Genomic DNA, 26340 nt, shown 5'->3' with positions numbered 1-26340 from the left:
AGGCCGCCGTCTTACTCATCAGGAGCCGGCGCCGGAGAGCGTGGTGACGGCGCGGCGATTCTGCGACCAGCAGGAGATGTCGTCGCAGACCGCGACCGGACGTTCCTTGCCGTAGGAAATCGTCTTCAATCGGCTCGCCGAGACGCCCCTGGCGACCAGGAAGTCGCGAGTGGCGGCGGCGCGGCGGGCGCCGAGAGCCAGATTGTATTCACGTGTGCCGCGTTCGTCAGCATGGCCTTCGACGACGATGGCGTACTGCTTGTATTGGTTGAGCCACTGCGCCTGGCGCGACAGCGTCGTCTGCGCATCGGCGCGGATCGCGGTCGAGTCCGTGTCGAAGAAGATGCGGTCGCCAATGTTGACGGTGAAGTCCTGCGCCGAGCCCGGCGTTGCCGCACCCGCGCCATTGAGACCGAGATCGGCAGCGTTGTTCGGGGTTTTCTTCGAGGCGCAACCGGTGATGGCGAGCATCGCGATCAGGGCGATCATCGCCGGGTTTCTGGTAAGTGCTGCGATACGGCCCATGCCGCCTCTCCTTCGTATTCGAGTGATCGTATTTCGAGTGATTTCGTTGATCACCCAGTAACCACGTTTGGGTTAACCGGCATTCAAGAAATACGGTTAATGTTTGGTTTCGATCGTCCGTCCACGACCTTCAAATCCACGGTCACAGTTGGCGCGGACCCTAGGCGGAAATGCGGCCGAAACGCGACTAATGAATGGAAAAGGGGCCAAACGGGCCCCTTTTTAGCAGGTGTGGCAATTCGGCCGAACCTACTCCAGCAGCGGCGACCAGGCGGGATCCGACGCGAAATTCGCGGTCGGGATCGACTGTTCGTTGCGGCCGGTGAGATCGACGGAAACCAGTTTTGGGCCGCCGGCGGAGTCGCGGAAGAACATCAGCACGCGGCCGTTGGGCGCCCAGGTCGGTCCCTCCTGCTGGAAGCCCGAGGAAAGGATGCGCTCGCCCGAACCGTCGGTCTTCATGACGCCGATCTGGAATTCGCCGCCCGTCTGCTTGGTGAAGGCGACGAGGTCGCCGCGCGGCGACCATACCGGCGTCGAATAGACGCCGTCGCCGAACGAAATGCGGGTCTGGTCCGAGCCGTCGGCGCCCATCACATAAATCTGCGCACGGCCGCCACGATCGGAAGTGAATACCACCTTGCTGCCGTCGGGCGAATAAGAGGGCGAGGTGTCGATGGCGGTCGAGTTGGTCAGCCGGGTGGTCGAGCGGCTTCGCAGGTCCATGGCGAAGATGTTGGAATTGCCGTCATCGCGCAGCAGGCTCATGATCACCTTCTGGCCGTCGGGCGAGAAGCGCGGCGCAAAGGTCATGCCGGGAAAGTTGCCGACCAGTTCGCGCTGTCCGGTCTCGATCTGCAGCAGATAGACCCGCGGCTGGCCGCTTTCATACGACATGTAAGTGATTTCCTGCCGATTCGGCGAGAAACGCGGCGTCAGCACGATCGAGCGGCCATCGGAGAGATAGCGCACATTGGCGCCGTCCTGGTCCATGATGGCGAGCCGCTTCTTGCGCGCATTCTTGGCGCCGGATTCGTCGATGAAGACGACGCGTGTGTCGAAATAGCCCTTCTCGCCGGTGAGCTTCTCATAGATCGCATCGGCGATGATGTGGGCGACACGGCGTTGATTTGCGTCGTTGGCGAAAAACTGCTCCCCGGCTATCTGCTGGTTGCCAAAAATATCCCATAGTCGGTACTGGGCGCGGATTCGGCCGTCCGCCTCCTTGCTCACGCTGCCGGTGACCAGCGCCTGCGCATTGATCACCTTCCAGTCGTCGAAACGGGGCTGCGCATCCGGATTGGCGATCTTCTCGATGAAGGCGTTCTTGTCTATCGGTGCGAAGAGACCGGAGCGCTTCAGGTCGGCGGTGACGATCTCGGAAATCTGCGCGCCGAGCCCTCCCTGGAAATCTGGGATGGCGATCGGCATCGGTTCGACATTGCCTTTGTTGACGTTGAGCTCGAGGGTTGCTCGAGCAGGCAAGGTGACGACGGCGTTCATGCCCATCGCCATCGCGGCGACCATCAGGAGCGGCTTGAGGATGGATTTCATGTCTTCTCGCTTCTCTTGCTGATTTCTGGGTGCTCAGGCTACAGGCCAAGCATCGCTCTGGGATCGAAGTTGACGCGAACGTCGGACCAAATGTCATGCTTTCCGGCGGGCACCTGCAGGCCGGCGACATCGCATTTCTGCACAGCGCGAACCGCGCTGCTGTCGAATTGGGGGTTGCCGCTGGACTTCTCGACGGTCGGACGGCCCTCCAGCTTGCCGGAGGCATCCAGGCTGAAACGGATCACCACGGTGAAATCCTCAGAACCCTCAAGCCCAACCGGGAGGGTCCAGCAGCCACCGAGCTGTTCTTCCAATGCCCCTTGCTCGGACTTCGACAGCTTCTGGCCTTGATCCTTGTCGCCGCCTAGCGATGCCTGCTGGGTCGAGCGCTTGGCGCCGCCGCCGGATGGCTTCTGCTTGTCGAGCAAAGCCTTGATGTCAGCCTCATTGAACTGCTTGTCATCCGACTTCGGCTTCGACGAGGCTTCCTTGACCGGCTTGTCGGTGTCCTTGCGGTCCGGAGCCTTCGCGCTTTCGGCCTGCGCCGGCTGCGGCTTCGGCCGTGCTTCGGGAGCAGGAGCGGAAGTCGGAAGCTGCGCTTCTTCCAGAGGCTGCTGATCCGATATGGCTTCGGCGACCGCATCGGGCTTCACGCGTGGCTTCGGCTCTATGGCGGCGGTCGTGTCCGGCTGCGGTGTTGGTGCAGGCTCCTTCACCGGGGTCGGCTTCGGTTCAACCTGCTTCACCGGCTCGGGCTTGACCTCTTCCTTCGGCTGCGGCTCCGGCGCCACCTCCGTCGCAGGTGTCGGCTTCGGCGCTTCCTTTGGCTTCGGCGTGTCCTCGGTCTTCGGCTTTTCGGTCGGCGTCGGCGCCGGAGCAGCCGTCGCTGTTTTCTCCACCGGCTTCGGCTTGGGATCGTCCGTCACCGGCTTGTCGGTATCAACGCTGTTCTCGCCGATTTTCTGTGCATCTGGCACGATGTCGGGACGCTTGGTCGGCATCGGCGCCGGCTTTTCGTGCATTACCGCCTTCTTGTCGCCCTGCAGCGTCTGCGCAATGGCTTCCATGGGAACGATGTCGACCGCTATCGACTCGACATCCGTGGACGGCAGCGCGGCCGGCGCCGACAGGGTGAACAGGCCGAAAGCCAGTGCCACCGTATGCAGTATCACCGATGTGGTGAGGCCGGTCTTCATCGTGCGTCTACTGATCCTGTTGCTGCAGTGAAATCAGGCCGATATTCTTGTAGCCGGCGGCCTGGATGAGGGCCATGACCTCCATCGCGGCGCCATAGTTAGTCGCCTTGTCGCCGCGGATGAAGATGCGCTCTTCGTAGCCGGTCTTGGAAATCGCCTGCAGTTTGGCGACCAGCTCTTCCCTTGGGATTTCGGTCTCCTGCAGGAAAATCTTGCCGGCCGCGTCGATCGAAACGGTGATCGGCTGGGTGTCGGCGTTCATAGCCTTGGCCTTCGTCTCCGGCAGGTCGACCGGCACTCCGACCGTCAACATAGGTGCGGCGACCATGAAGATAATCAAGAGCACCAGCATCACGTCGACCATCGGCGTGACGTTGATTTCCGACATCAATGCATGGTGGCGGCCGCGCCGCCTGTGTCCGCGCCCGCCGCGTCCTGCCATGCCAACCGACATACCCATCTTCTTACCTCAGCCCTTAGGCGCTACTTTTTCATCGATTTGGCGCGAGAGTATGGCGGAGAACTCATCCGAGAACCCTTCCATCCGCACCGCGATCTTGTTCGCGTCGGATGACAGCTTGTTGTAGGCGATAACCGCCGGTATGGCGGCGAGAAGACCGATGGCCGTCGCCAGCAGCGCTTCGGCAATGCCGGGTGCAACAACCGCGAGACTGGTGTTCTTCGAACCGGCAATCGCCTGGAACGAGGTCATGATGCCGATGACGGTGCCGAACAGGCCGATGAAGGGTGCAGCCGAACCGGTGGTGGCGAGAAAGCCGAGACGGCCCTCCAGCTTCTCCATCTCGCGCGTCAACGCCAGGTCCATCGCCTTGTCGATGCGGGTCTGCAGGCCGAGCGGCGATTTGGCCCCCTTCTCGAAGCTCTTCTTCCATTCGCGCATGGCGGCGACGAAGATCGCACCCATGCCCGTGGTCTTGCGGTCGGCAAGCGTGCGATAGAGCTCTTCCAGCGACTGCCCCGACCAGAACACCTGTTCGAAGCGATTGAGCGACAGACGCATGCGGGCATAGCTGACCAGCTTGTCGACGATGATCGCCCAGGTCCAGACCGAGGCGCAGAGCAGACCGATCATGACCAGCTTGACCACCCAGCTGGCCTGTGTGAACAGCGCCCAAATCGACAATTGCGCTGCCGGATCGGCGAGTGCGGTAGTTTCCATGCTTCAGTCCTTAAGATTTTCCGGGCATCGCTGGCGGCTGGCCCATGGGCATCCCTTGTGGTCCGTTCGCGCTTGGCTTCCGGATTAACCCCAAAATGCACCGTTGGCGGCCTTTTCAGGGCAAATATTGGTGAAAGGAAGGCGCGCGGATTCTTCCAATCTTCACCGATCTCTTCATGAACCGTTATGGTTAAGGATGGGTTAGGAAATATGGCGCGGCGCATTGCCGCGCCAAGGGACGACGCGGACCATCCATCCACAATCGAATGCGCTGCCGATTGGCCGCCCGTTGCCGGCCGGCAGGCCTGGATATCAGCTTGCTCCTGGTAGAAAGGCCGCGATCCATTCTTTCGGAAAGCGCTTCGGCCGGCCGTTCTCGCCAATGATCGCCGCCTCGACCTTTGCTTCGACCAGAACCTCTGTCCCGCGTTTCAATTGCTGCGCCATGACGATGCGGGCGCCGGAAATATCCTGCGTTGATGTGTCGATGGTCAGGATGTCGTCCATGCGGGCAGGCGAGCGGAAGTCGATCTCCATGCGCCGCACCACCCAGACGATCCGTTCGCCGTGCTTGCCTTCGTGAAGTTCTGTGTGGTGGACGCCCGCCAGCCTGAGATAGTCCGAGCGCCCGCGCTCGAAGAATTCGAGATAGCGCGCATGGTAGACGACGCCGGAAAAATCGGTGTCGGCATAATAGACTCGCGCCATCAGCCGATGGCCGAATTCCGTCAAGGCTCCGGAAAGCCCGGCAGCAAGCGCCGCCGATTCACCATGATCGTCCATCGCGCTTTCCTTTTTGCCCCCGGCGGGGCACCTGTCTTGCCAAAATCACCAGCGCAGCAAACCCGATGGCACTGTTGACGGCGATGATCAAGACCTTGATGGCAGCGCTGCTGGTGCTGGCGGCGTCTGCGCTTCCCGGTCAGGCCGCGACCTTTTCGATGAAGCGCGGCCTCAACCTCGACCAGTGGACGACCTGGGTCGGGGAAGACAAATGGAACGACCGACAAGCCATCCTGCCCTATCCGGAATGGCGCAAGTTCCTCGACGAGGGTGACCTCAAGGCGCTGAAGGCCGCCGGTTTCGACTTTCTGCGCATGCCGGTCGACCCCTCGCCGTTTATGTCGGACCAGACGCTGGCGCTGCGCGACGACCTCTATGCCAGCGTGCGAGACTCGGCGCGCATGATCAACCGGGCCGGTCTGAAAGTGATCGTCGACATGCACCTGATCCCGGCCGGCGGCGGCCGCGAGATCGGCATGGGCCAGGTGATGGACGATCCCGCAACCTTCGAGGCCTATGTCGAGGTCGTCCGCAAAATGGCGCGCACGCTTGCCACTGAGGACCCGGCGCAGGTCGCTTTCGAGCCGATGAACGAGCCTATCGTCGACTGCGACAGCGAGGGCACCAGCCTGTGGCCGGAGCGTCAGCAAAAGCTGTTCGCGGCCGCGCGCGCCTCGGCCACCAGGCTGACGCTGATCCTGACCGGCGCCTGTTATTCCAGTGCGGCTTCGCTGGTCAGGATCGACCCAAAGTCGATCCCCGACGACAACATCATCTGGACCTTCCACTCCTACGACCCGTTCCTGCTGACGCATCAGGGCGCGACCTGGGCCGGCGATTTCATTCTCTATGTTACCGGCCTGCCCTATCCGCTGACCGCGGTGCCGCGCGCCGAGCTCGATGCGACGCTGGATGCGATCCGCGCCAAGATAAAAGCCGAGGCGCCACGGACCAGACGGAACGGCCTGCTCGCCTATCTCGATGAACAAGTCGCCAGCATGGACACGGACGAAAAGCTGCTCGGCGTCATGGATGCGCCGTTCGAAAAGGTCGAGGCCTGGGCGAAGGCCAACGCCATCAAGCCGGAAAACATCACGCTGGGCGAGTTCGGCATGATCCGCCAGGAATATGGCAATCCCTATGTGATGCCGCCCAAATACCGCGCGGCCTATGTCAAGGACATGATCGCGCGCGCCGAGGCGCATGGCTTCTCATGGTCGGTGTGGAGTTTTGGCGGCGCCTTCGGCATCGTCGACGCTTTCAACGGCGAAAAGGCCGAACCCGCCGTGATGGATGCGATCCGCTCGCTCCATTAGCCCTAGGGCATGTCGAGATTCAGGTCAGGCCGAGTCGAAAATGAGGGGTCCGAAAACCGGAACGGAGCGGACTTTGGTCCGTGACTACCGGAAGCGCAGGAACACCTCATTTGCAGGCCGGCATCACCTGAATACCGGCATGCCCTAACCGAGGTCGATCTGCAGGATCTCCGGCCGCATGCCAAAGCGCACCGGCGCGATGCTGAAGCCGAGTCCGCCTGACACGATCAAATTGCGGTCATTCTCGACGACATGGCCATAGGCAAAGCGGTTGCCGAAGCGGGACGGCACCACCGGTGAATAGCCGAACAGCCTGACCTGCCCGCCATGTGTGTGGCCCGACAGCGTCAGCGAAACCCGCCACGGCACTTTCGGGAAAATGTCAGGCTCATGCGCAAGCAGGATGATCGGTGCCTGGTCGGTGATCTTGGCCAGCGTGCCGTCGAGATCGTCCAGGCCTTCAAATCTGTCGCGGCCTGCGGCCTTGTTCGGTAACAGTGCCAGCTGGTCGGCGAGCCCGGCGATCCAGAAGCCGTATCCATCCTTTTGCAGGCGCACGGCGTCGTTCTCCAGAACCGAGATGCCGGATTCCTCCGATGCCTTGCGCGCCACAGTCCCCGCTCCGGCCTGCTGCGCGAAAGGATCGTGCCACCAGTCGTGATTGCCGAGGATCGACAGCACACCAAGCGGCGCCTTCAGTCCTGACAAGGCCGGCGCCCATTCATGGGCCTCCACCCGGTTCGTCACCAGGGACATGCCTGAGAAATAGTCGCCGAGCAGTACGATCAGATCGGGCTTCAGCACGTTCGCATCTTCGACGAGCGAAGCGATCCGCTCAGGCGTCATCCAGGGACGGCAGGCGTGAATATCGGCAAGTGCTACGACGCGCAGCTTGAGATCTGCAGGCCAATGCGGCGGCGTCAGCTGGTAGCGCTTCACATGCGTCAACAGCATCGGCTCGATGCCGACCGCATAGGCACTGAGCGAAGCCAGCGAGAGGAACGAACCTCCGGCGAATTTCAGGAACCCGCGTCTGGTGATCACTTTTCTGGCTCCGACCTTGATCGGAGCAGTTCGCGCCGACATTGCGACGCCCGATACAATCGAGGAATGCGCCTTCACGCTGGCAGGTTTGAGGAGATTCTGCACAGAAATCCGTTCCGAAGAACAAATGTCCGTTACTCTTCCTGGAACAGGTTGATCTGCTGCTGTGCCAGATCCTTTGGCGCGTCGAGGCCGAGATGGCGCCAGGCGTTGGCGGTCAGCACGCGGCCGCGTGGCGTGCGTTGGATGAAACCCTGCTGGATCAGATAGGGCTCGATAATGTCCTCGATGGCGTCGCGCGGCTCGGAGAGGCCGGCGGCGATGGTTTCGATGCCGACCGGCCCACCACCGAAATTGCGCGCGATCATCGAGAGATAGCGGCGGTCGAGTGCGTCGAGGCCGAGCGCGTCGACCTCGAGCCGGGTGAGAGCTTCGTCGGCAATCTGCTTGTCGACGTGGCCGTCGCCGGCGACGGAGGCGAAATCGCGCACGCGGCGCAGCAGCCGGCCGGCGATGCGCGGCGTGCCGCGGGCCCGACGTGCGATCTCCAGCGCGCCATCGTCGCCAAGCGGCATTTGCAGGATGCGGGCGCCGCGCCGCACGATCTGCTCCAGTTCCTCGACAGAATAGAAATTGAGCCGCACCGGAATGCCGAAACGGTCGCGCAGCGGGTTGGTCAAAAGGCCGAGCCTGGTGGTGGCGGCGACGAGCGTGAAGCGGGCAAGATCGATCTTGACCGAGCGTGCCGCCGGACCTTCGCCGATGATCAGGTCGAGCTGGAAATCCTCCATCGCCGGGTAAAGGATCTCCTCGACTGCCGGATTGAGCCGGTGGATCTCATCGATGAACAGCACATCGCGGTCTTCGAGATTGGTGAGAAGTGCGGCGAGATCGCCGGCCTTGGCGATCACCGGACCGGAGGTCGAGCGGAAATTGACGCCGAGCTCGCGCGCCATGATCTGCGCCAGCGTTGTCTTGCCAAGCCCCGGCGGCCCGACGAACAGCACATGGTCAAGCGCCTCGCTGCGGCCCTTGGCGGCCTCGATGAAGACTTTGAGATTGGCCCGCACTGCGGCCTGGCCGACGAAATCGGCGAGCGTCTGCGGCCGCAAGGTCTGCTCAGCATCCTCGCCGCGCTTTTCCGGGGCAATGAGGCGGGGTGAAAGGCTCATGCGGCCTTCCTCGCACAGGGCAAAGGACCGGACAAGCAATCACTCACCGCGCCAGTTCCTTCAGCCCGAAACGAATGAGCTTCGAGGCATCGGCGTCCTCGCCGGCCGTCTTCAGCGCCGCCGCGACAGCATTGGCTGCTGTGTCGCGCGAATAGCCGAGATTGACCAGCGCCGAGACGGCGTCGGTAATCGGCGCCGGCGCCACGCCTTCGCCGAGCTCCTGCTTAAGGCCGATGGTGCCGGAGGCGGTTCCGGCATAGGCCGGCGCCTTGTTCTTCAACTCGGTGACGATGCGCTCGGCCACCTTCTTGCCGACGCCGGGCGCGCGGCTGACCATGGCGATGTCGCGCAGCGCGATCGCATTGGCGAGGTCTGCCGGCGCCAGCGTCGACAGGATGGCCAGCGCCACCTTGGCGCCGACGCCTTGCACATTGCTCATCAACAGCCGGAACCATTCGCGCTCAAGCACCGACTGGAAACCGTAGAGCCGGATCATGTCCTCGCGCACATAGGTCTCGATGAACAGCACCACCGCCTCGCCGGGCGAAGGCAGCGCGGCCAGCGTGCGCGCCGAGCAATAGGCGACATAGCCGACGCCGTGCACATCGACGTGGCAGAAATCCTCCTCGATCTCGTCCAGCGTGCCTTTCAATTTGCCGATCATGCGTGATCCCTCATGCCAGCGCCATCCTGTAGGCGACGCTTTGCCGGTGATGCGCGTGGCAGATGGCGATAGCCAACGCGTCTGCGGCATGTTCGGTGTCGAAAACGGCTTTCGGCAACAGCACCTTTACCATCATGTGGATCTGCTTCTTGTCGCCATGGCCAACGCCGATCACCGCCTTTTTGACGGCATTGGGGGCATATTCGGCCACAACAAGGCCGGCGCGCGCCGGCACCAGCATGGCTATGCCGCGCGCCTGGCCGAGCTTCAGTGTCGCCACCGCATCCTTGTTGACGAAGGTTTGCTCGACGGCCGCTTCCTGGGGCATGGCCGCATGCAGGATCTCGGCCAGCCCGTCATGCAATTGGCAGAGCCGTGTCGCCAGCGCCGCCTTGTCGTCGGAGCGTACAGTGCCGGAGCTGATAAAGCGCAGCGAGTTGCCGAGGCTCTCGACGATGCCCCAGCCGGTGCGCCTCAGCCCCGGATCGATACCGATAATGCGAATCGCTTCCCTCATGCGCGAAGTCTACCTCCGGCGCACAGCGATGTCAGCGAAATGTGAACAAACCGGAAACGGAGGCGTTTAACCTCGAGCGAAAGCCGTGTTCAGCAGCGTGATCTGGTCGGAAACCGGATTGGCGCGGCGGGCGGCGGCAGGCGTCTCGGCAAACGCGCCGCCATAGATCTCTTCGTCCATGCGGCGCACCAGCGCCTGCAGGCGCAGCGAGCGGGTGACGAGGTCGAGGAAATCCTTCGGCAGTTCGCCCCAGCCGACCGCTTCGTCATGCGCCGAGGCGGTGTCGAGACGCACCTTGGATTTTTCCGAAGCGACCTGGTCGCGGGTCATCTCGCCGGAATTTGCCGCCCGCTGCAAAAGCAGCCAGGAGGCGACTTGCATCAACCTTGTGGTCAGCCGCATCGATTCGGCCGCATAGAGCGTCGCCGCCAGCCTGGACAGCTTCTTGGCCTCGGCCCGGCCCTTGCCGTCAAGATACTCGGCTGCCTGTTCGACCAGGCCCATGCCTTCCTGGTAGAGCGGTTTGAAGGATTGGGAGAAAACCCGGCGTTCCGCCAGCTTGATGGTTTTCGCGATGCCCTTCGAAGGCTCGTTCATCGATACGCCCCTGCACTGCCCCGTCGGCTGATTCGGCTTCTCGCCGTCACGCCGGCACCCTAGATGACTGAAGCTTGAAAATGCGCTTCGCCGCCGGCGAAGGCAAGCACATGTTTAACAAACGGTTAACGCCTGCGCAGGGGCGCCAAGCGGACCAAAAGCAGACAAAAAAAGAGCCGCGGATAAGGCGGCTCTCAGGAGTTTAACAGGGAGGCGTCAAACGAAGTGGCTCCAACCACTCGGTAAGAATCCAGATCACTGGATGGACATAGTAAACACCTGTAAAGCTTAATGAACCCTTAACGGCGCGGATATTTCTTGATCGACCGCTGCCCTTCTGTGCCGTATCAGCACAACGGTGCCCTAAGCCTGATCGTCGGCTTGTTCATGCCTTCTTCCACACAGCCGGCAAGGAAATGAAGGCGAACAGCAGCATTGCCGCATAAAACCCCATCGAGGAGGAAGCCAGCACCGGCTCGATCTCCGGATGGCCGGCAAGTTCAAAGTAAAGCCCGATCATCAGTGCGATGCCGCAGATTGCCGTCAGCCAGAAATGCACGACGGCAATCGTCTTTTGCCCGACCGCTGGAAACAGGTGGTAGAAGAAGGCAAACACCGCCGACATCAGCCAGCCCGCCACCATGGTGTGCGCGTGGGTCGGCATCTGCCCATGGTCATTGGAGATCGCCATATGCAGGCCGAGCGCCATGCCGCACAGGGAATAGATGACGGCCAGGGTGAAGAAATTTCGTGCTACGCCTTGCATGGGATACCCTCGATGGTTGTTGCAGACTTGGTCCGACCGCGCGCGGCCAAAATGGAGCGTCGGTCGCGAGCGGCTTAGTCCCCGCAGGTTTCAGGATCATGCCGCGAAACCAGCCAATGCCGACACGGCGTCCATCCGGCAAATGCCGGGTATTGTGCGGGCTGCGGTAAAATCCGGCGACGGCGCCACCGCAACAAGCCGGCACAGACGCGGCATCTTCTGGATACATGTACGGAGATAATCCGCCCTCCTTCGGAAGCAGACGCGCGAAAGCAGCGTTTACCCCCGGAACGATGCACAAGGAGCGGCAATGGACTGGTATTCTCTCTTCAAATTCCTGCACGTCATGGCAGCGATCCTCTGGCTCGGCGGCGGTTTCGCCATGCTGCTGATTTCGATACTCGCCGATCGCGCCGGCGACGACGAGACGCTGATGGTCATGCTGAGAACGACGGACAAACTCGGCTTGCGTCTGTTCGTGCCGGCGTCCGTCGCGACCCTGGCTTCTGGCCTGGTGCTGACTTCGCTATGGACCGGCTTCTCCGACCTTTGGGTCGTCATCGGCCTTTGCGGCTACGCCGCCGCGTTTCTGACCGGTATCCTCGTGCTGAAGCCTTCGTTCGAAAAGCTTGCCACAATGCTTGCCGCGGACGGCATGACCCCGGCTGCCATAGCGTTTGGGCGCCGCATGATACGGATCGTCAAGTTCGATTTCGTCATCATGATCGTCGTCGTCGCCGACATGGTGCTGAAGCCGACCGCGCACGACATCGCCACTCTCGGCGCAATGGCGGTCGTGGTCATGGGTGGTGCATCGCTGACCTTTGCGAGCGCCCCGCGAACCAAACCGGCAGCCGCCTGAGCGGGATTTAGAGCAGGCCGGCGATCCCGTCCCAAAGCAGCTTGACCGCGACCACGGCCACGGTCGCGTAGGTGAAGGGATAAAAAATCTCCGGCCGCATGCGCCGCACCAGCCAGGCGCCGGCGATGGTGGCCAGCGGCGCCAGCGGCATCAGCACGGCCGACGCCGTCAGGTTGGTGGTGTCGAACTGGCCAAGCGCGAAGTAGGGGATCAGCTTCAGCGCGTTGGTGGCGGCAAAGAAGATCGCCGATGTCCCCGACAGCACCTTCGGATCGAGCCGGATCGGCAGCGCATAGACCTGGAAGGGGGGCCCGCCGACATGGGCGACGAAGCTGGTGAAGCCGGCGACGGTGCCCCAGAAGGCGGCGGCGATGCGGTTGGGCGCCGCCGCATGGTCGGAACCGTGGCGGAACTGGAGATAGAGCCAGCGCAGCACGAAGATCAGCGCGACAGCGCCGACGATCAGCCGCACCATCTCTTCGGTTACGAGCGCTGCCGTCAGCCAGCCGAGCCCAATGCCGATCACCGCGCCCGGCATCATGTCGACCAGCATCTTTCTGTCGTAGACGCCCCACCACGTCCACACCGAAACGATGTCCATCAGGCACAGGATCGGCAGCAGGATGGCCGCCGCCTGCACCGGCGGCATGGCCAGCGCCATCAAAGGCACGCCAACGAAGCCGACAGCGCCGCCGAAGCCGCCTTTCGACAGCCCGACAAGTATCACCGCCGGAATGGCGGCGGCATAAAACCACGGATCGGCGAGCAGACCTGACATGAACTGGAAAAGCTGGAGGGAAGACGGTTGCCCTGCAATAGCCCAGAAACCCTTGCGCCGCGACCGGGAAAATGCCGGCCGTGTCGATCAACTGTGCGTAAAGCGACGGTTCCGGATTTGCGGCAAGATCGTCGCCGATGCATAAGGGCGCCATCCCCGCTGCATCAGGTTTTGGCCCCAGGTTTTTGACCCCAGGTTTTTGACTCCAGGTTTTGACAATGAGCGAACCCCACATCCGCCGCGCCCAAGCGGCCGACCTGTCTGCCATCGTAGTCATGCTCGCCGACGATCCACTTGGCCGCAGCCGCGAGGATGCCACCGAGCCACTCGCCAAGGTCTATCGCGACGCCTTTGCCGCCATCGAAGCCGACCCCAACCAGTTTCTTGCCGTGATGACGGAAGGGGGCCGCGTCATCGGCACGTTGCAGATCAGCTATCTCGCCGGGCTGTCGCTGCAGGGCGCCTTGCGGGGCCAGATCGAGGCTGTGCGCGTCGTCGCAGACCGCCGCGGCGAACGGCTGGGACAGCGTCTGCTGGAATGGGCGATCGAACAGTGCCGTGAACGCGGCTGCAAGATTATCCAGCTGACCACCAACAAGAGCCGCCAGGACGCGCATCGCTTCTATGACCGGCTCGGCTTCAAGGCCAGCCACATCGGCTACAAGCTGGAGCTTAATTCAGTGGCGGCGGACGGCGCCGGATCGGCTGCGCCTTGATGATGGCGGTGCTGGTCTCCGCCTTGTCGGCGATGCGGTCGAGAAGCTTGTCGAGCTCGCCGATGGAGCGCACGTAGAGCCGGGCCACGAAACAGTCGTCGCCGGTGACCTTGTCGCATTCGCCGAATTCCGGGATCTCCTCGATCAGCTTCTGGACGATATGCAGCTTGCCCGGCAGTGGCCGCACCCGCACGATCGCCTGCAACGGAAACCCCAGCGCTTCCGGGTCGATCTCGATGGTGAAGGCGCGGATGACGCCGCGTTCCTCGAGCCGCCGCAGCCGTTCCGAGACGCTCGGCGACGACAGCCCGACCTGCTGCGCCAGATCCTTCAACGAAGTCCGCGAATCCAGGATCAGGATGTCGAGAAGCTTTCTGTCCAACTCGTCCAGCATTTTCATCTCCTCGCAAAAGGGCGGATGTAGCCTCATTAAATTAGGCTACTACCGGATATCACCTTTCATGGGGCATATAAACCCTCAGGTCCATATGAGATTATGCGTCAACAGATATCAGAGGTATTGTCATGGACAACACGGTACGCGGCACGATCGAGATGACGGCGGCGATGACGATCGTCGGCACGATCGGCTGGTTTGTCGTCATGTCGGGCCAGCCCGTTATGGACGTGGTGTTCTGGCGCTGCGCCTTCGGAGCGGTGGCGCTGCTGATCACCTGCGCGGCACTCGGGCTGCTGCGCGGCAGGCTGACGCTGCGCATTGTTGCCATCGCCGCTCTTGGCGGCGCGGCCATTGTCATCAACTGGCTGTTGCTGTTCAGCGCCTTCTCCCGCGCCTCGATCTCGATTGCCACGGCGGTCTACAACACGCAACCGTTCATGCTGGTCGGCTTCGGCGCGCTGTTCTTCGGCGAGCGGCTGACCCTGGCCAAGCTGACCTGGCTCGGCATCGCCTTCGCCGGCATGCTGCTGATCGTGCAGACAGGGCCCGATGCGGGTGTCGGTTCCGGCATAACCGGCACAGATTATGTCATCGGCATCGTCATGGCGCTCGGAGCGGCCTTCTTCTGGGCTGTCGCGGCAATCGTCGCAAAGAAGCTCAAGGGCACCCCGCCGCATCTGATCGCGCTGATGCAGGTCTGCGTCGGCGTCGTCATGCTAGCGCCCTTCGCCAACCTCTCGCATTTGCCCGCCGATGCCTGGAGCTGGGCCATGCTGGCCACGCTTGGCGTCGTTCACACCGGCCTGGTGTACATATTGATGTACGCCGCCATCCAAAAACTGCCGACGCATCTGCAGGGGTCGCTGTCCTTCATCTATCCTGTCGTTGCGATCCTGGTCGATGTCATGGCCTTCGGCCACCGGCTGCATCCGGCCCAGCTCGTCGGCGCAGCCGCCATCCTGATCGCCGCCGCCGGCATGAATCTCGGCTGGACTTTGTGGAGGGCCAAATCGCCGGCCGAAAGCCCGCAAGCCGTCAAATGAGCCGCAGAGCGTCGGCTCGCCGGCGATCGTAAACCAAAGCCATCGCATCGATCCCCGCCCGCCTGTTCAAGGCGGGCGCTTTGTTCTATGCCGCAATGCAACCATCTTCGCCCGGCATAGGCGAAACCCGGGATCGAAAGCCAATGAACGACGCAACACCCCCCAACCGCTGCCGCATCGTGCTGATCGCACCCAAGGACGCTCCGGCGCAGCGCATTGCGGCTGCCTTCGACGGCGGTGATATCGCTTCGCTGATCCTGCCTGAGAACGGCATGGACGAGGCTGCCTTCCAGGCCTTTGCAGAACAGATCGTACCGGCCGCGCAAGCGGCCGGCATCGCCGTCATCATCGCCGGCGATACCCGCATTGCCGGCCGTGTCCAGGCCGACGGCATTCATGTCGAGGTTTCCAAGGACGCGCTCGCCGAGACCATCGAACACTTCCAGGGCAAGATGATGGTCGGCGCCGGTGGCGCCAAGACGCGCGACGACGCGCTGGAACTCGGCGAAACCAGGCCCGACTACATCTTCTTCGGCCGCTTCGGCTACGACAACAAGCCGGAACCGCATCCGCGCAACCTGTCGCTCGGGCAATGGTGGGCGGACGTGATTGAGATCCCTTGCATCGTCATGGCCGGTTCCGCCATCGCTTCGGTAGAAGCGGTGGCCGCCACTGGCGCCGAGTTCGTGGCGCTGTCCAGCGCCGTCTTGGCCGAAGGCGCCGATCCGAAGGCGGCGATTGCCGCCGCCAATGCGCTGCTCGACCAAACCGCGCCGCGCTTCGAGGGCTGACGTGCGCCGACATGGACTTCCTCTCGCGGTTCTCGTTGCGGCCTTGATGAGCGGGGCAGCGATCGCGGCGGAGACCGTTCCGCTGCCGCAGCCGAGGCCGGACACCAGCGCGCCCGCCCTCAGCGTGCCGGATGCGGTCGCCCCCGATGCGGGTGCCCCAAAAGCCGGTGCCACGGATTCCGGCGTCCATATCGACAAGCCGATCGACACCCCGCTGCCGCAGCCGGCGACAACCGCGCCGCTGCCGTCGGCCGACGCGATCAACCCCGAACGTTTCGGCGCCAAGCCGGCGGACCCCGCCTATGGCGCTTTCCAGCGCGGTCTTTACAAGACCGCCTACAATCTGGCGTTGGTGCGGGCCAAGAATGGCGACCCGGCGGCGCAAACGCTCGTGGCCGAGATTCTGTCGCGCGGGCTGGGCGTGCCGCTCAACCCGGCTGAGGCCGCCAAATGGTATGCGCAGGCCGCCGAGCAGGGGATTCCTGAATCGCAGTTCCAGTATGCGCTGATGCTGCTCGACGGCCGCTACGTCAAGAAGGACGAGAAGGGAGCCTATGCGCTGATGCAGGCCGCCGCCGAGGCCGGCAACCGGCTGGCGCAGTTCAACTTCGCGCAATTGCTCGTGCAGCAGGATCCGGGCGATGCCGGCATCGCCCGGGCTGTGCCCTATTATGAGCGTGCCGCGGCGACAGGGCTTGCCGACGCCCAGTATGCGATGGCGCAGGTCTATGCCAATGGCGTCGGCGGCAAGACGCGAGACGATGCAAAGGCGCGCAGCTTGCTGGCACAGGCTGCCAGGCAGAACTACGACACCGCGCAGATCGATCTTGCCGCCTGGATGATCGAGGGCCGGGGCGGTGTTCGCGACCTGAAATCCGGCTTCAACTGGATGAAGCAGGCAGCTGAAGGCGGCAATGTCGCTGCCCAGAACCGGTTGGCAAAGCTCTATATGGGCGGCATCGGAACCGACCCCGACCTGATCCTGGCCGGGGCCTGGTATGTGGTCGCCCGCCGCGCCGGCCTTATCGATCCGGAGATGGACGATTTCCTGCAAGGGCTGACCGACGATCAGACAAAGCAAGCCTTGCAGAAGGCCAACCGCCTGCCCTGACACGCAACGTCACTGTGTATGATCCAGCACGACCTTGCCGAAGGGAGAGCCGTGTTCGAGATGGCGAAAGGCCTGCGCTGCCTCTGCCCATGGGAAGACCCGGTCGATCACCGGCCTCAACCGATTGACGGCGAGCGCCCGGTTCATCGCTTCGAAGGACTCGCGCGAGCCGACCGGTATGCCGCGTGCTTTCACCTGGCGTCGGAAGATGTCGAGCGGATTGATCACCCCTTCGCTGCCGCCGAGATAGCCGATGACGTTGATCTGGGCGCCGCGCGCCGACGCCTTGAGCGACTGCGCGAAACTTTGTGGCCCACCGACTTCGATGATGTGATCGGCGCCGCGGCCATCGGTCAGCGCCAGCACGGCCGACGACCAGTCTGGATTGTCGCGGTAGTTGACGCCATCATGCGCGCCAAGCCCCTTCGCCCGGGCAAGCTTCTCATCGCTGCTCGACGTAACAATGACGCGCGCTCCGGCCGCCCTTGCGAACTGCACGGCAAACAGCGACACGCCGCCGGTGCCGAGGCTGAGCACGGTTTCGCCTGGCTTGAGCTTGCCCTCGGTGAACAACGCATGCCAGGCAGTGACGGCGGCGCAAGGCAATGTCGCCGCCTCTACGTCGCTGAGATGCGCCGGCGCGATGACAGCCGCCTGTTCGTCCAGCCGGGCGAATTCGCTCAGCAAACCGTCGATCGGGCCGCCGCGCTGGTAGGAAGGTTCGGCCATGGCGAAGCTGCCGCCGACCCATCGCTGCCAGAACGTGCCGCAGACCCGGTCGCCAACCTTGAAGCGGCTGACCTCGGAGCCAACCGCAACGACCTCGCCGACGCCGTCGGAAAGCGGCACCAGCGGCAAGGGGAATGTCGTATGATAGCTGCCGCGCGCGATCTCGACATCGCGGTAGTTGAGCGCCGTCGCCCTGACGCGGACGATCATCTCCTGGCGGCCGGGCTCCGGTATTGGCCGTTCGACCATCTTGAGATTGTCGATGCCGCCTGGGCTCTGCAGTTCGATTGCCTTCATTGTCGTCCTCCTTTCGTTTGAAAGGAAAATTGCTTGCCAGGCGATGGATTTCAAATTCATAATGTTTACAATGATTATGCCTACGAGACATGGTTCTGGCTATGCTTGAGGAATTGCGCACGCTCGCCCTGTTTGCCGAGGAGGGCTCGATCCAGAAGGTCGCCCGGCGCCTGCCGCTGACCCAGCCGGCTGTGACCCGGCAAATCCAGCGGCTGGAGGACATGCTTGGCACGACGCTGCTCGACCGCCGGCAAAAGCCGCCGCGACTGACGCCGACGGGGCTGGAAGTGCTGGCGCGCGGCCGCGATATCATCGCTTCCGTAGAAGCGCTGAAATCCTTCGCCGGAAAGACCGAGCCGGAAGGACTGTTCCGCCTGGGTCTCGCCCATGGCCTCTCGGACCGCGACATCGCCGGGGCCATCGCCAACGCCGCGGCGGCGTTCCCGAAAGTGTCGCTACGGCTCAAGACCGGCTGGAGCGCCGAACTGATCGATCAGTTCGAACGCGGCGAGCTCGATGTGACGATTGTTCTGCGATCGTCGGATAAGCCAGGCCCGGAAGCGCTTGGCACTGAACGTCTTGGCGTCATAGCTGCGTCCACCGTCCCCGATCCGGAAGACGGTGGCCGGACACCCATGCCGTGGGTGCTTAGTCCGGCCCCTTGCGACGCGCGCCAGAAACTCATGTCGGTTCTGGTCGGCGGAAGGCGTTGTTTCGAGATCGCGGCGGAGATACAGGATCCGGCCTTGCAGATGGAATGGGTCCGTCGGGGGCACGGCCTTGGGCTAATGCCGTTGCGTCTTGCAAGGCGCCGACTTCCCGACGGCCTCATGCTCGTCAACACGGAAGATGTCGACCTTTCCTTACAGGTCGCCGCACTTCGCTCGCCTCATCTCAACCGGCTGACTGAGGCTGCGGATGCCATCGTCGAGGCCGTCGGCAAAGTCATTGCAGCCCAAGTTTGAGGCTACCAGCCGCTGTCGGGCGATCTGGCATCCCTTGCCTCTCCTGCCGATTTGTGGTCTTGGGGGCCCGAAATCGCTTGTCCAGCGACCATCCCCATACCAACGGCCAAGCCGTTGGTAGCATCCCGGATCAATCTCATCATGGCCAAGATCAATGGCAACGAAATCCGTCCCGGCTATGTCATCGAACACGATGGCGGCCTCTGGGTGGCGGTCAGGACCAACACCGTCAAGCCCGGCAAGGGCGGCGCGTACAACCAGGTCGAACTGAAGAACCTGATCAACGGCACCAAGCTCAACGAGCGCTTCCGCTCGGCGGAGACCGTCGAGCAGATCCGGCTCGATCTGAAGGATTTTTCCTTCCTCTACGCCCAGGACGACGCGCTGGTGTTCATGGACACGCAGAGCTACGAGCAACTCGAGCTGGCGAAGGATTTCGTCGGCGACCGCGCCGCCTTCCTGCAGGACGGCATGATGGTGACGGTCCAGCTCTATGAGGACAGGCCGATCGGCATTTCGCTGCCCGACCAGGTGACGCTGACCATCACCGAGGCCGACCCGGTGGTGAAGGGCCAGACGGCCGCGTCCTCGTACAAGCCGGCGGTGCTGGAAAACGGCATCCGCGTGCTGGTGCCGCCATTCATCGGCGCCGGCGAACGCATCGTCGTCGACACCAACGAACTCACCTACATGCGCCGCGCAGACTGACGCGTAGGCAGGAACAGATACGATGGCACGCTCCGCACTTCTCAATGTCATGGTCCAGGCCGCCATGAAGGCCGGCCGCTCGCTGTCGCGCGACTTCGGCGAGGTGCAGAACCTGCAGGTGTCGATGAAGGGACCGGGCGACTATGTCAGCCAAGCCGACCGCAAGGCCGAGGACATCCTGTTTGCCGAACTGTCGAAGGTGCGGCCGGGCTATGCCTTCCTGATGGAAGAGCGCGGCATGATCGCAGGGGACGACGACCAGCACCGTTGGATCGTCGACCCGCTCGACGGCACCACCAATTTCCTGCACGGCATTCCGATCTTTTCCATCTCGATCGCGCTGGAGCGACAGGGCCAGTTGGTCGCCGCCGTCATCTACAATCCGGCAATGGATGAGCTCTACACCGCCGAGCGCGGCGGCGGCGCCTTCATGAACGATCGCCGGCTGCGCGTTGCCGGCCGCAGCAAGCTCACCGACTGCGTCATCGGCTGCGGCGTGCCGCATCTCGGCCGCGGCCAGCACGGCAATTTTCTCGTCGAGTTGCGCAATGTGATGGCCGAGGTCTCGGGCGTGCGCCGCCTGGGTTCCGCCGCGCTCGATCTCGCTTATGTCGCCGCCGGCCGCATGGACGGCTTTTGGGAAACCGGCCTGTCGGCCTGGGACATTGCCGCCGGCCTGCTGCTGATCCGCGAGGCCGGTGGCTTCGTCTCCGACATGGATGGCGGCCAGGATATGCTCGAGGCGGGTTCGCTCGTCGCTGGCAACGAGGTCATCCAGCGCGCGCTGCTCAAGGCGGTGAAGAAGCCGATCTCGGCGCGCTGATTACTTGGCATGCCGGCGCGGCGCGCTGAAGCGCCGCAGTCGCAAAACCGCAATCAAAGCTTGAAATACTGCCCGGCGGCCGCCCAGATAAGGGTGACGCAGGATCTTTATGACGAGCATACCTTCACTATCCTCGCGAGAAGCGCAGCCAGACCAGCCAATTGAAATCCCTTTTGTCGGGCGTTGGCACTATTCGCGTGCGGAGATGATCGCCGATGGCATCGTCCACGCGGTCGGCATCGTGCTGGCAATAGCCGCCGGCTCGGCGTTGCTGGCGCTGGCCGCCTTCCATGCCGGTCCCGGCGAATACATCGCCGCCGCCTTCTTCGTGGTGTCGCTGCTGACTGTGCTGTCGATTTCGCTGACCTACAATCTGTGGCCGGTGACGTCGCCGGCGAAGTGGATCTTGCGGCGCTTCGATCATGCGGCGATCTATCTCCTGATCGCCGCGACCTACACACCCTTTCTGGCCCAGCTCGACGGCTCGCCGCTGGCGCTGCCGATGATTGTGCTTGTCTGGACCGCTGCTTTGACCGGCATTGCCATGAAAGTGTTCCTGCCCGGCCGCTTCGATCGTCTGGCCATTGTCTTCTATCTCGCCATCGGCTGGAGCGGCGTCGTCCTGGTCAAGCCGCTGGTGGCGACGTTGCCGACGACTTCGATCGCGCTGATTGTCGCCGGCGGCATCGTGTACTCCTGCGGCGTCATCTTCTTCGCCTGGAAACGCCTGCGCTTCCACAATGCCCTCTGGCACGGCTTTGTCGTCACCGGCGCCGGGCTGCATCTTGCCGCCATGGTCGACTGCCTGGTCGTCAACCGCCTCTGAACGGCGTGGTGCGGCCCGACAGTCGGGCAATATTGCCAAGCGCCATTCAATTTGGTCACAATTCCGTTTAGAGTCGCGAATTACGTGATCGGCGGCACTGGAGCGGTTCCAGGGAAGTATGAGCGGCTTCCCGTTCGGAATTGCGTCAAGGCAAATAGAGCATCGGAAACGGGGCACGGATGGCTTTTCTCAGATCCTTCGGCGTGGGCAGGCGTTCTGATGTCCTGATGTACGATCCGCACAAACTGTCGAGCCCGCAGGTCTTCCTCCTGACCATGGTCATCTTCCTGGTCATCGTCGCCTTCATCGCCGCCATCCTCACCCGCCAGATCTCGACCGCTTTCGGGAGCAATCCCGGCCTCAACGGCCTGATCGTCGGCGTCCTTGTGGTCGGCATCCTGCTTGCCTTCGCCCAGGTCGGACGACTGTTTCGCGAAGTGCGCTGGGTCAATTCCTTCCGCGCCGGTTCCGAAACCACCGAGCCGGTGCTGCTGGCGCCGATGAAGGCGATGATCGGCCGCTCCTCGACGGTCGCCTTCTCGACGTCTTCGATGCGCACCATGCTGGATTCGATCGCCACCCGCCTCGACGAAAGCCGCGACACCTCGCGCTATCTCGTCGGGTTGCTGGTGTTCCTCGGTCTGCTCGGCACCTTCTGGGGCCTGCTCAACACCATCGGCTCGATCCGCGAAACCATCGAATCGCTCGATCCCGGCACCGGCGACGCCGCCGCCGTGCTCGATTCGCTGAAGCAGGGGCTGTCGGCGCCGCTGGCCGGCATGGGTACGGCCTTTTCGTCCTCGCTGTTCGGCCTTTCCGGGTCGCTGGTGCTAGGCTTCCTCGACCTGCAGGCCGGCCGCGCGCAGACCCGCTTCTATACCGAGCTTGAAAACTGGCTGTCCTCGGTCACCGATCTCTCCTCCGACATCGCCGTCGCCGACCCGGCCAAGACTGAATCCTCCGACGAGATCCGGGTCCTGTCGGAACGGCTGCGCAGCATGCAGGAAAGCGGCGGCGGCTCCAATCCGCGCGTCGCCACCGCCATGGCCAATCTCGCCGACGGCATTTCCGGCCTGGTCAAGAACATGCGCTCCGAGCAGCAGATCATGCGCGACTGGGTCGAGGCCCAGTCGGACGAGCAGAAGGCGATGCGCAACACGCTGGAAAAGATCGCCGACGCGCTGAAGAAACCCGGGGTCCACTAGCATGGCTCTCGCCAGGGGCCGGCGCACCGATCGCCGGATCGACTATTGGCCGGGCTTCGTCGACGCGCTGTCGACGCTGCTGCTGGCCATCATGTTCCTGCTCACCGTTTTCGTGCTGGCGCAGTTCCTGCTCGGACGCGAACTCTCCGGCAAGGATACGGCGCTCACGCGCCTCAACTCGCAGATCAACGAACTGACGCAGTTGCTGGCGCTGGAGCGCTCGAGCGCGCAGGACAAGGACGATTCGCTGGCCAATCTGCAGGCGTCGCTGTCGGCGGCGGAAGCTGAGAAGAGCCGGCTCGAGCAGCTGCTGGCGCAAGGCGCCGGCGCCGGCGACGCCGCCAACCAGCGCGCCGCGGAACTCGGCGGCGAACTCGACAGCCAGCGCCAGATCAGCCAGCAGGCGCTGAGCCAGGTCGAGATCCTGAACCAGCAGATCGCGGCACTGCGCAAGCAGATCGGCGCGCTCGAGGACGCCCTCAATGTGTCCGAAACGCGCGACCGCGATTCCAACACCAAGATCGCCGATCTCGGCCGTCGGCTCAACGTCGCGCTGGCGCAGCGCGTGCAGGAGCTGAACCGCTATCGCTCCGACTTCTTCGGCCGCCTGCGCGAAATCCTCGCCGACCGCGAGAACATCCGCATCGTCGGCGACCGCTTCGTCTTCCAGTCGGAAGTTCTGTTCCCGACCGGCTCGGAAGTGATCAACGATGCCGGCAAGGTCGAGATGAAGAAGCTCGCCGATGCCATCATCGAGTTGCAAAAGGAAATCCCGCCCGAGATCAACTGGGTGCTGCGCGTCGACGGCCACACCGACAACAAGCCGCTGTCCGGCGCCGGCCGCTATCGCGACAATTGGGAATTGTCGACGGCGCGTTCGACCTCGGTGGTCAAGTTCCTGATCGAGAACGGCGTGCCCGCCAACCGGCTGGTTGCGGCCGGCTTCGGCGAATTCCAGCCGCTCGACCCCGCCGACACCGAAGACGCCCGCAACAAGAACCGACGCATTGAACTGAAGCTCACCGAACGGTGATTTTCAGTCACGCGAAATTGTTTGCCGGCTCAACTCTAGGGCGCAACGCCAGGTCGGCAAGGCCTGAAAACATTATCTTTCTTTAATTACACTTCGCGTTTCCGGGCTCCTACTTTGACGCGCAGGGCCGAGAACCGCCGGCGATGCCTCCCATCGCGACGCGACGGAACCGGACGGCCCGCTTCCGGAAGGCGGAGCGAAAGCGCTTGCCCCTTCCATAGCAGGAGGAGACGCACATCATGCGCTCTTTGAAGACTCTCAGGACCGCAACCCTCACGACACTTCTGATCACTGTTCCACTCGCCGGCGCCTATGCCGCCGGACATCACAAGGGCGCCCTCGACGCCAGCGACCCGACCGACATGACCGGTCCGCGCGTGACCGGCCTGATCGAGCAGGTGCGGGGCGTCGAACAGGGCATCACGGATGCGCGCGAGACGAAGGGCATCTCGACCTCGGAAGCGCAGTGGCTGCATCTGCGTGCTGCGCATATCGGCCAGGCCGCCGAACGGGTCGCCGCTTCTGACCATGGCCGGATCCCGGCCGCGCAATATCACGATCTGCTGCGCCGCCTCGACAATGTCGATCAGAGGCTGATGTCCGACATCGGCAGCGGCTTCATGATCGGTGATGGCTCCGACGGCGGAAATTATCCGAACGGCTGAGATCCGCTCTGATATCTCCAGGAATGAGGAAGGGACTGTCTGACGCCCCCGGATCTGGCTCCGAGGGCGTCTTTTTTGTCACCAGCCCAGCCACAGCGCAGCGAGGGCCAGCACCGCCGGCACGGTCTGAATATAGAGGATCTTCCGGCTGGCAGTCGCCGCGCCATAGAGGCCGGCGACGGCGATGCAAAGCAGGAAGAACACCTTGATCTGGAATCCCGCCGCGCCGAGATAGAGGCCCCAGATCAGCCCGGCGGCAAGGAAGCCGTTGTAGAGCCCCTGATTGGCGGCGAGCACCTTCGATGCGCTGGCGAAGTCCGGCTTGAGGTTGAACACCCTGTGCCCGCGCGGTGTGTCCCACGCCACCATCTCCAGATAGACGATAAAGAGGTGGATCAGGGCCACCAGCCCGACCAGGATATTGCCGATCATCTTAGTCTCCCCTCCATGGCGGTGTTCCACCGTCAGCCAGCATTCCACGCACCAGCTCACCGGCGCAAGCTGCATAGCCACCTTTGAGGGTTGCCAATCCTGGCGCGTTGGTATCTTTTCCGCGGTCCAAAACGCGGAACCTGTCATGTCTTTTCAGAAACTCGATGATCTCGGCCACAAGCTCGAAGCGCTGGAACATGCGCTCGCTATCCTCGGCGCCGACGAGGCGACCCACATGGCCGTCGGCGGCGGCGAGAAGCGCGCCGAAGCCATGTCGTCCCTGGCCGGGATGCTGCATATCAGGGCAACGGCGCCGGAGATCGCCGACTGGCTCGCCGCCGCCGAACAGGAGGCGCTGAACGAGGAGCAGCAGGCGGCGGTCCGCGAACTGCGTCGCCAATACACCAACCTGACCTGCCTGCCGGTCGAATTCGTCGAGCGCCAGACGGTGGCGCGTATGCGCTCCGAGCAGCTCTGGCGCGACCTGCGCGCCAAGAATGACTGGGCCGGATTCCTGCCGGCGCTCGAAGGTGTCATCGCGCTGGTGCGCGAGGAAGCCGCCCTGCGCGCCGACGCGCTCGGCCTCGATCCCTACGACGCACTGATGGAGCAATACGATCCTGGCAACCGCGCCGCCGACATCACGCCGGTCTTCACCGAGCTGAAGACATTCCTGAAGGGCTTCGTGCCGGAAGCGCTGGCCGTACAGGAAGCGCAACTGGCCAAGCGCCCGCTGAAGCCGCTCTCCGGCAGCTATGCGATCGACAAACAGCGCGAGCTTGGTCTCGCCATGATGGCTTCGGTCGGCTTCGACCTCACCCATGGTTCTCTGTCGGTATCGCACCATCCCTTCTGCGGCGGGGTGCCGAGCGACGTGCGCATCACCACCCGCTACAAAACGTCCGATTTCCTGTCGGCTTTGATGGGCGTGCTGCACGAGACCGGCCACGCGCTCTACGAGCAGAACCTGCCGAAGGCCTGGGCGCACTGGCCGCTCGGCAAGGCGCGCGGCATGGCGGTGCATGAAAGCCAGAGTCTGTTCGTCGAGAAACAGGTCGGCCGCAACCCCGAATTCTGGCGCTGGGCGCTGCCCGTGGTCGAAAAGCATCTCGGCGAAGCCTGGTCGCTGGACGACATCCTGCCGCATGTGCACCGGGTCGAGCGCGGCCTGATCCGCGTCGATGCCGACGAGGTAACCTACCCGCTGCATGTCATCCTGCGCTACGAGTTGGAGCAGGAGCTGGTCTCGGGGCGGCTGCAGGCAGCCGACCTGCCCGAAGCCTGGGACGCCAAGATGCGGCAGTATCTTGGCCTTTCGACCATCGACAACCCAGCCGACGGACCGATGCAGGACGTGCATTGGCCGGGCGCCGCCTTCGGCTATTTCCCGTCCTATACGCTGGGCGCCATGATGGCGGCGCAGCAATGGGCTGCGCTGACGCGCGACCATCCTTCAGCCGACAGCGAGCTTGCCAAGGGCAATTTCGCCGCCATCAATGACTGGCGCCGCGACAAGATCTGGTCGCAGGGATCGCGCTGGTCGACGCCCGAACTGCTTGAGCGCGCCACCGGCGAAAAGCTCAACGCCGCGTATTTCACCGAGCATCTCCGCAAGCGGTATGGTCCCGCCTGATTGCGGGTT

30 protein-coding genes are annotated in these 26340 nt (G+C 63.3%); 14 read left to right on the top strand and 16 right to left on the bottom strand.

Annotation, left to right across the window (positions count from 1 at the left end; genetic code table 11):
• Nucleotides 1–18: 18 nt before the first annotated feature.
• From pal to ybgC, 6 genes are all read right to left on the bottom strand, one after another.
• Complete coding sequence (gene pal, locus NKL04_RS27615; RefSeq protein ID WP_023684182.1) at nt 19–525, bottom strand: peptidoglycan-associated lipoprotein Pal; 507 nt, start codon at nt 523–525, stop codon at nt 19–21.
• Nucleotides 526–774: 249 nt separating this feature from the next.
• Nucleotides 775–2079, bottom strand: a complete 1305-nt coding sequence (gene tolB / locus NKL04_RS27610) for a Tol-Pal system beta propeller repeat protein TolB (RefSeq protein WP_023700292.1) — start codon at nt 2077–2079, stop codon at nt 775–777.
• Nucleotides 2080–2117: 38 nt separating this feature from the next.
• On the bottom strand, nt 2118–3275 hold the full coding sequence (tolA, locus tag NKL04_RS27605; protein WP_023700291.1) for a cell envelope integrity protein TolA: 1158 nt from the start codon (nt 3273–3275) through the stop codon (nt 2118–2120).
• A 7-nt stretch (nt 3276–3282) separates the two neighbouring features.
• On the bottom strand, nt 3283–3735 hold the full coding sequence (tolR, locus tag NKL04_RS27600; RefSeq protein WP_023673843.1) for a protein TolR: 453 nt from the start codon (nt 3733–3735) through the stop codon (nt 3283–3285).
• 9 nt (nt 3736–3744) lie between these two features.
• Complete coding sequence (tolQ, locus tag NKL04_RS27595) at nt 3745–4455, bottom strand: protein TolQ (RefSeq protein ID WP_023673844.1); 711 nt, start codon at nt 4453–4455, stop codon at nt 3745–3747.
• Between the two features lie 312 nt (nt 4456–4767).
• Nucleotides 4768–5238, bottom strand: coding sequence for a tol-pal system-associated acyl-CoA thioesterase (gene ybgC, locus NKL04_RS27590; protein WP_023700290.1), 471 nt, complete (start codon nt 5236–5238; stop codon nt 4768–4770).
• A gap of 65 nt (nt 5239–5303) precedes the next feature.
• On the opposite strand from ybgC, the gene NKL04_RS27585 reads away from it, so the two are divergent.
• A complete protein-coding gene (locus NKL04_RS27585) occupies nt 5304–6554 on the top strand; it encodes a glycoside hydrolase family 5 protein (RefSeq protein ID WP_023700289.1) in 1251 nt (416 codons plus the stop codon).
• Nucleotides 6555–6698: 144 nt separating this feature from the next.
• Here the strand turns inward: NKL04_RS27585 and NKL04_RS27580 are convergent, their stop codons facing one another.
• From NKL04_RS27580 to NKL04_RS27555, 6 genes are all read right to left on the bottom strand, one after another.
• A complete protein-coding gene (locus tag NKL04_RS27580; protein WP_023700288.1) occupies nt 6699–7598 on the bottom strand; it encodes a metallophosphoesterase in 900 nt (299 codons plus the stop codon).
• Between the two features lie 134 nt (nt 7599–7732).
• Nucleotides 7733–8770: a Holliday junction branch migration DNA helicase RuvB gene (ruvB, locus tag NKL04_RS27575; RefSeq protein WP_023700287.1), complete on the bottom strand. Its 1038-nt coding sequence runs from the start codon at nt 8768–8770 to the stop codon at nt 7733–7735.
• A 43-nt stretch (nt 8771–8813) separates the two neighbouring features.
• The gene (gene ruvA / locus NKL04_RS27570) at nt 8814–9434 is read right to left on the bottom strand and encodes a Holliday junction branch migration protein RuvA (RefSeq protein ID WP_023700286.1); all 621 of its coding nucleotides are present in this window, start codon (nt 9432–9434) and stop codon (nt 8814–8816) included.
• A gap of 10 nt (nt 9435–9444) precedes the next feature.
• Complete coding sequence (gene ruvC, locus NKL04_RS27565; RefSeq protein WP_023668769.1) at nt 9445–9951, bottom strand: crossover junction endodeoxyribonuclease RuvC; 507 nt, start codon at nt 9949–9951, stop codon at nt 9445–9447.
• Between the two features lie 66 nt (nt 9952–10017).
• Nucleotides 10018–10548 (bottom strand): protease adaptor protein RcdA, encoded by a 531-nt coding sequence (gene rcdA, locus NKL04_RS27560; protein WP_023668768.1) that lies wholly within the window; start codon nt 10546–10548, stop codon nt 10018–10020.
• Between the two features lie 385 nt (nt 10549–10933).
• Nucleotides 10934–11314: a hypothetical protein gene (locus tag NKL04_RS27555; protein ID WP_023668767.1), complete on the bottom strand. Its 381-nt coding sequence runs from the start codon at nt 11312–11314 to the stop codon at nt 10934–10936.
• 310 nt (nt 11315–11624) lie between these two features.
• On the opposite strand from NKL04_RS27555, the gene NKL04_RS27550 reads away from it, so the two are divergent.
• Nucleotides 11625–12176, top strand: coding sequence for a DUF2269 family protein (locus NKL04_RS27550; RefSeq protein WP_023700285.1), 552 nt, complete (start codon nt 11625–11627; stop codon nt 12174–12176).
• A 7-nt stretch (nt 12177–12183) separates the two neighbouring features.
• Here the strand turns inward: NKL04_RS27550 and NKL04_RS27545 are convergent, their stop codons facing one another.
• Complete coding sequence (locus NKL04_RS27545) at nt 12184–12954, bottom strand: sulfite exporter TauE/SafE family protein (protein WP_023700284.1); 771 nt, start codon at nt 12952–12954, stop codon at nt 12184–12186.
• A 218-nt stretch (nt 12955–13172) separates the two neighbouring features.
• On the opposite strand from NKL04_RS27545, the gene NKL04_RS27540 reads away from it, so the two are divergent.
• Nucleotides 13173–13670, top strand: a complete 498-nt coding sequence (locus NKL04_RS27540) for a GNAT family N-acetyltransferase (protein ID WP_023700283.1) — start codon at nt 13173–13175, stop codon at nt 13668–13670.
• Here NKL04_RS27540 and NKL04_RS27535 read toward each other — a convergent pair.
• Nucleotides 13627–14064, bottom strand: coding sequence for an Lrp/AsnC family transcriptional regulator (locus NKL04_RS27535; RefSeq protein ID WP_023704892.1), 438 nt, complete (start codon nt 14062–14064; stop codon nt 13627–13629). The genes NKL04_RS27540 and NKL04_RS27535 overlap by 44 nt on opposite strands.
• A gap of 131 nt (nt 14065–14195) precedes the next feature.
• Between NKL04_RS27535 and NKL04_RS27530 the strand changes: the two genes are divergently transcribed.
• From NKL04_RS27530 to NKL04_RS27520, 3 genes are all read left to right on the top strand, one after another.
• A complete protein-coding gene (locus tag NKL04_RS27530) occupies nt 14196–15113 on the top strand; it encodes a DMT family transporter (protein ID WP_023700282.1) in 918 nt (305 codons plus the stop codon).
• A gap of 143 nt (nt 15114–15256) precedes the next feature.
• Nucleotides 15257–15904 carry a thiamine phosphate synthase gene (locus tag NKL04_RS27525; protein WP_023700281.1) on the top strand — a complete coding sequence of 216 codons (648 nt, stop codon included), beginning with the start codon at nt 15257–15259 and terminating at the stop codon, nt 15902–15904.
• Nucleotides 15905–15950: 46 nt separating this feature from the next.
• Nucleotides 15951–17015, top strand: a complete 1065-nt coding sequence (locus NKL04_RS27520) for a tetratricopeptide repeat protein (RefSeq protein WP_023694591.1) — start codon at nt 15951–15953, stop codon at nt 17013–17015.
• Nucleotides 17016–17024: 9 nt separating this feature from the next.
• Here NKL04_RS27520 and NKL04_RS27515 read toward each other — a convergent pair whose 3' ends face one another.
• Nucleotides 17025–18041: a zinc-dependent alcohol dehydrogenase family protein gene (locus tag NKL04_RS27515; protein WP_023700279.1), complete on the bottom strand. Its 1017-nt coding sequence runs from the start codon at nt 18039–18041 to the stop codon at nt 17025–17027.
• A 101-nt stretch (nt 18042–18142) separates the two neighbouring features.
• Between NKL04_RS27515 and NKL04_RS27510 the strand changes: the two genes are divergently transcribed.
• From NKL04_RS27510 to NKL04_RS27480, 7 genes are all read left to right on the top strand, one after another.
• Nucleotides 18143–19006, top strand: coding sequence for a LysR family transcriptional regulator (locus NKL04_RS27510; RefSeq protein WP_198029287.1), 864 nt, complete (start codon nt 18143–18145; stop codon nt 19004–19006).
• Nucleotides 19007–19147: 141 nt separating this feature from the next.
• Complete coding sequence (efp, locus tag NKL04_RS27505) at nt 19148–19714, top strand: elongation factor P (protein WP_023668757.1); 567 nt, start codon at nt 19148–19150, stop codon at nt 19712–19714.
• A gap of 22 nt (nt 19715–19736) precedes the next feature.
• Nucleotides 19737–20537 (top strand): inositol monophosphatase family protein, encoded by an 801-nt coding sequence (locus NKL04_RS27500; protein ID WP_023700277.1) that lies wholly within the window; start codon nt 19737–19739, stop codon nt 20535–20537.
• A gap of 109 nt (nt 20538–20646) precedes the next feature.
• Nucleotides 20647–21363 (top strand): PAQR family membrane homeostasis protein TrhA, encoded by a 717-nt coding sequence (gene trhA / locus NKL04_RS27495; RefSeq protein WP_023700276.1) that lies wholly within the window; start codon nt 20647–20649, stop codon nt 21361–21363.
• Nucleotides 21364–21542: 179 nt separating this feature from the next.
• Entirely contained in the window at nt 21543–22568 is a 1026-nt protein-coding gene (locus NKL04_RS27490; protein ID WP_023668754.1) for a MotA/TolQ/ExbB proton channel family protein, read from the top strand.
• 1 nt (nt 22569) lies between these two features.
• Nucleotides 22570–23601, top strand: coding sequence for a peptidoglycan -binding protein (locus tag NKL04_RS27485; protein ID WP_023700275.1), 1032 nt, complete (start codon nt 22570–22572; stop codon nt 23599–23601).
• A gap of 239 nt (nt 23602–23840) precedes the next feature.
• Nucleotides 23841–24266, top strand: a complete 426-nt coding sequence (locus NKL04_RS27480) for a hypothetical protein (protein ID WP_023700274.1) — start codon at nt 23841–23843, stop codon at nt 24264–24266.
• A 78-nt stretch (nt 24267–24344) separates the two neighbouring features.
• On the opposite strand, the gene NKL04_RS27475 is transcribed toward NKL04_RS27480, so the two are convergent.
• Nucleotides 24345–24698, bottom strand: coding sequence for a DUF1304 domain-containing protein (locus tag NKL04_RS27475; protein WP_023700273.1), 354 nt, complete (start codon nt 24696–24698; stop codon nt 24345–24347).
• 145 nt (nt 24699–24843) lie between these two features.
• Here NKL04_RS27475 and NKL04_RS27470 point away from each other — a divergent pair, with 145 nt between their 5' ends.
• On the top strand, nt 24844–26331 hold the full coding sequence (locus tag NKL04_RS27470; RefSeq protein WP_023700272.1) for a carboxypeptidase M32: 1488 nt from the start codon (nt 24844–24846) through the stop codon (nt 26329–26331).
• The last annotated feature ends 9 nt before the right edge of the window (nt 26332–26340 follow it).

The organism is Mesorhizobium sp. C264A, from assembly GCF_040324515.1.
Classification (GTDB): Bacteria; Pseudomonadota; Alphaproteobacteria; order Rhizobiales; family Rhizobiaceae; genus Mesorhizobium.
The sequence above is the reverse complement of the archived record's forward strand: the minus strand, read 5'-3'. Positions and strand labels throughout refer to the sequence as shown.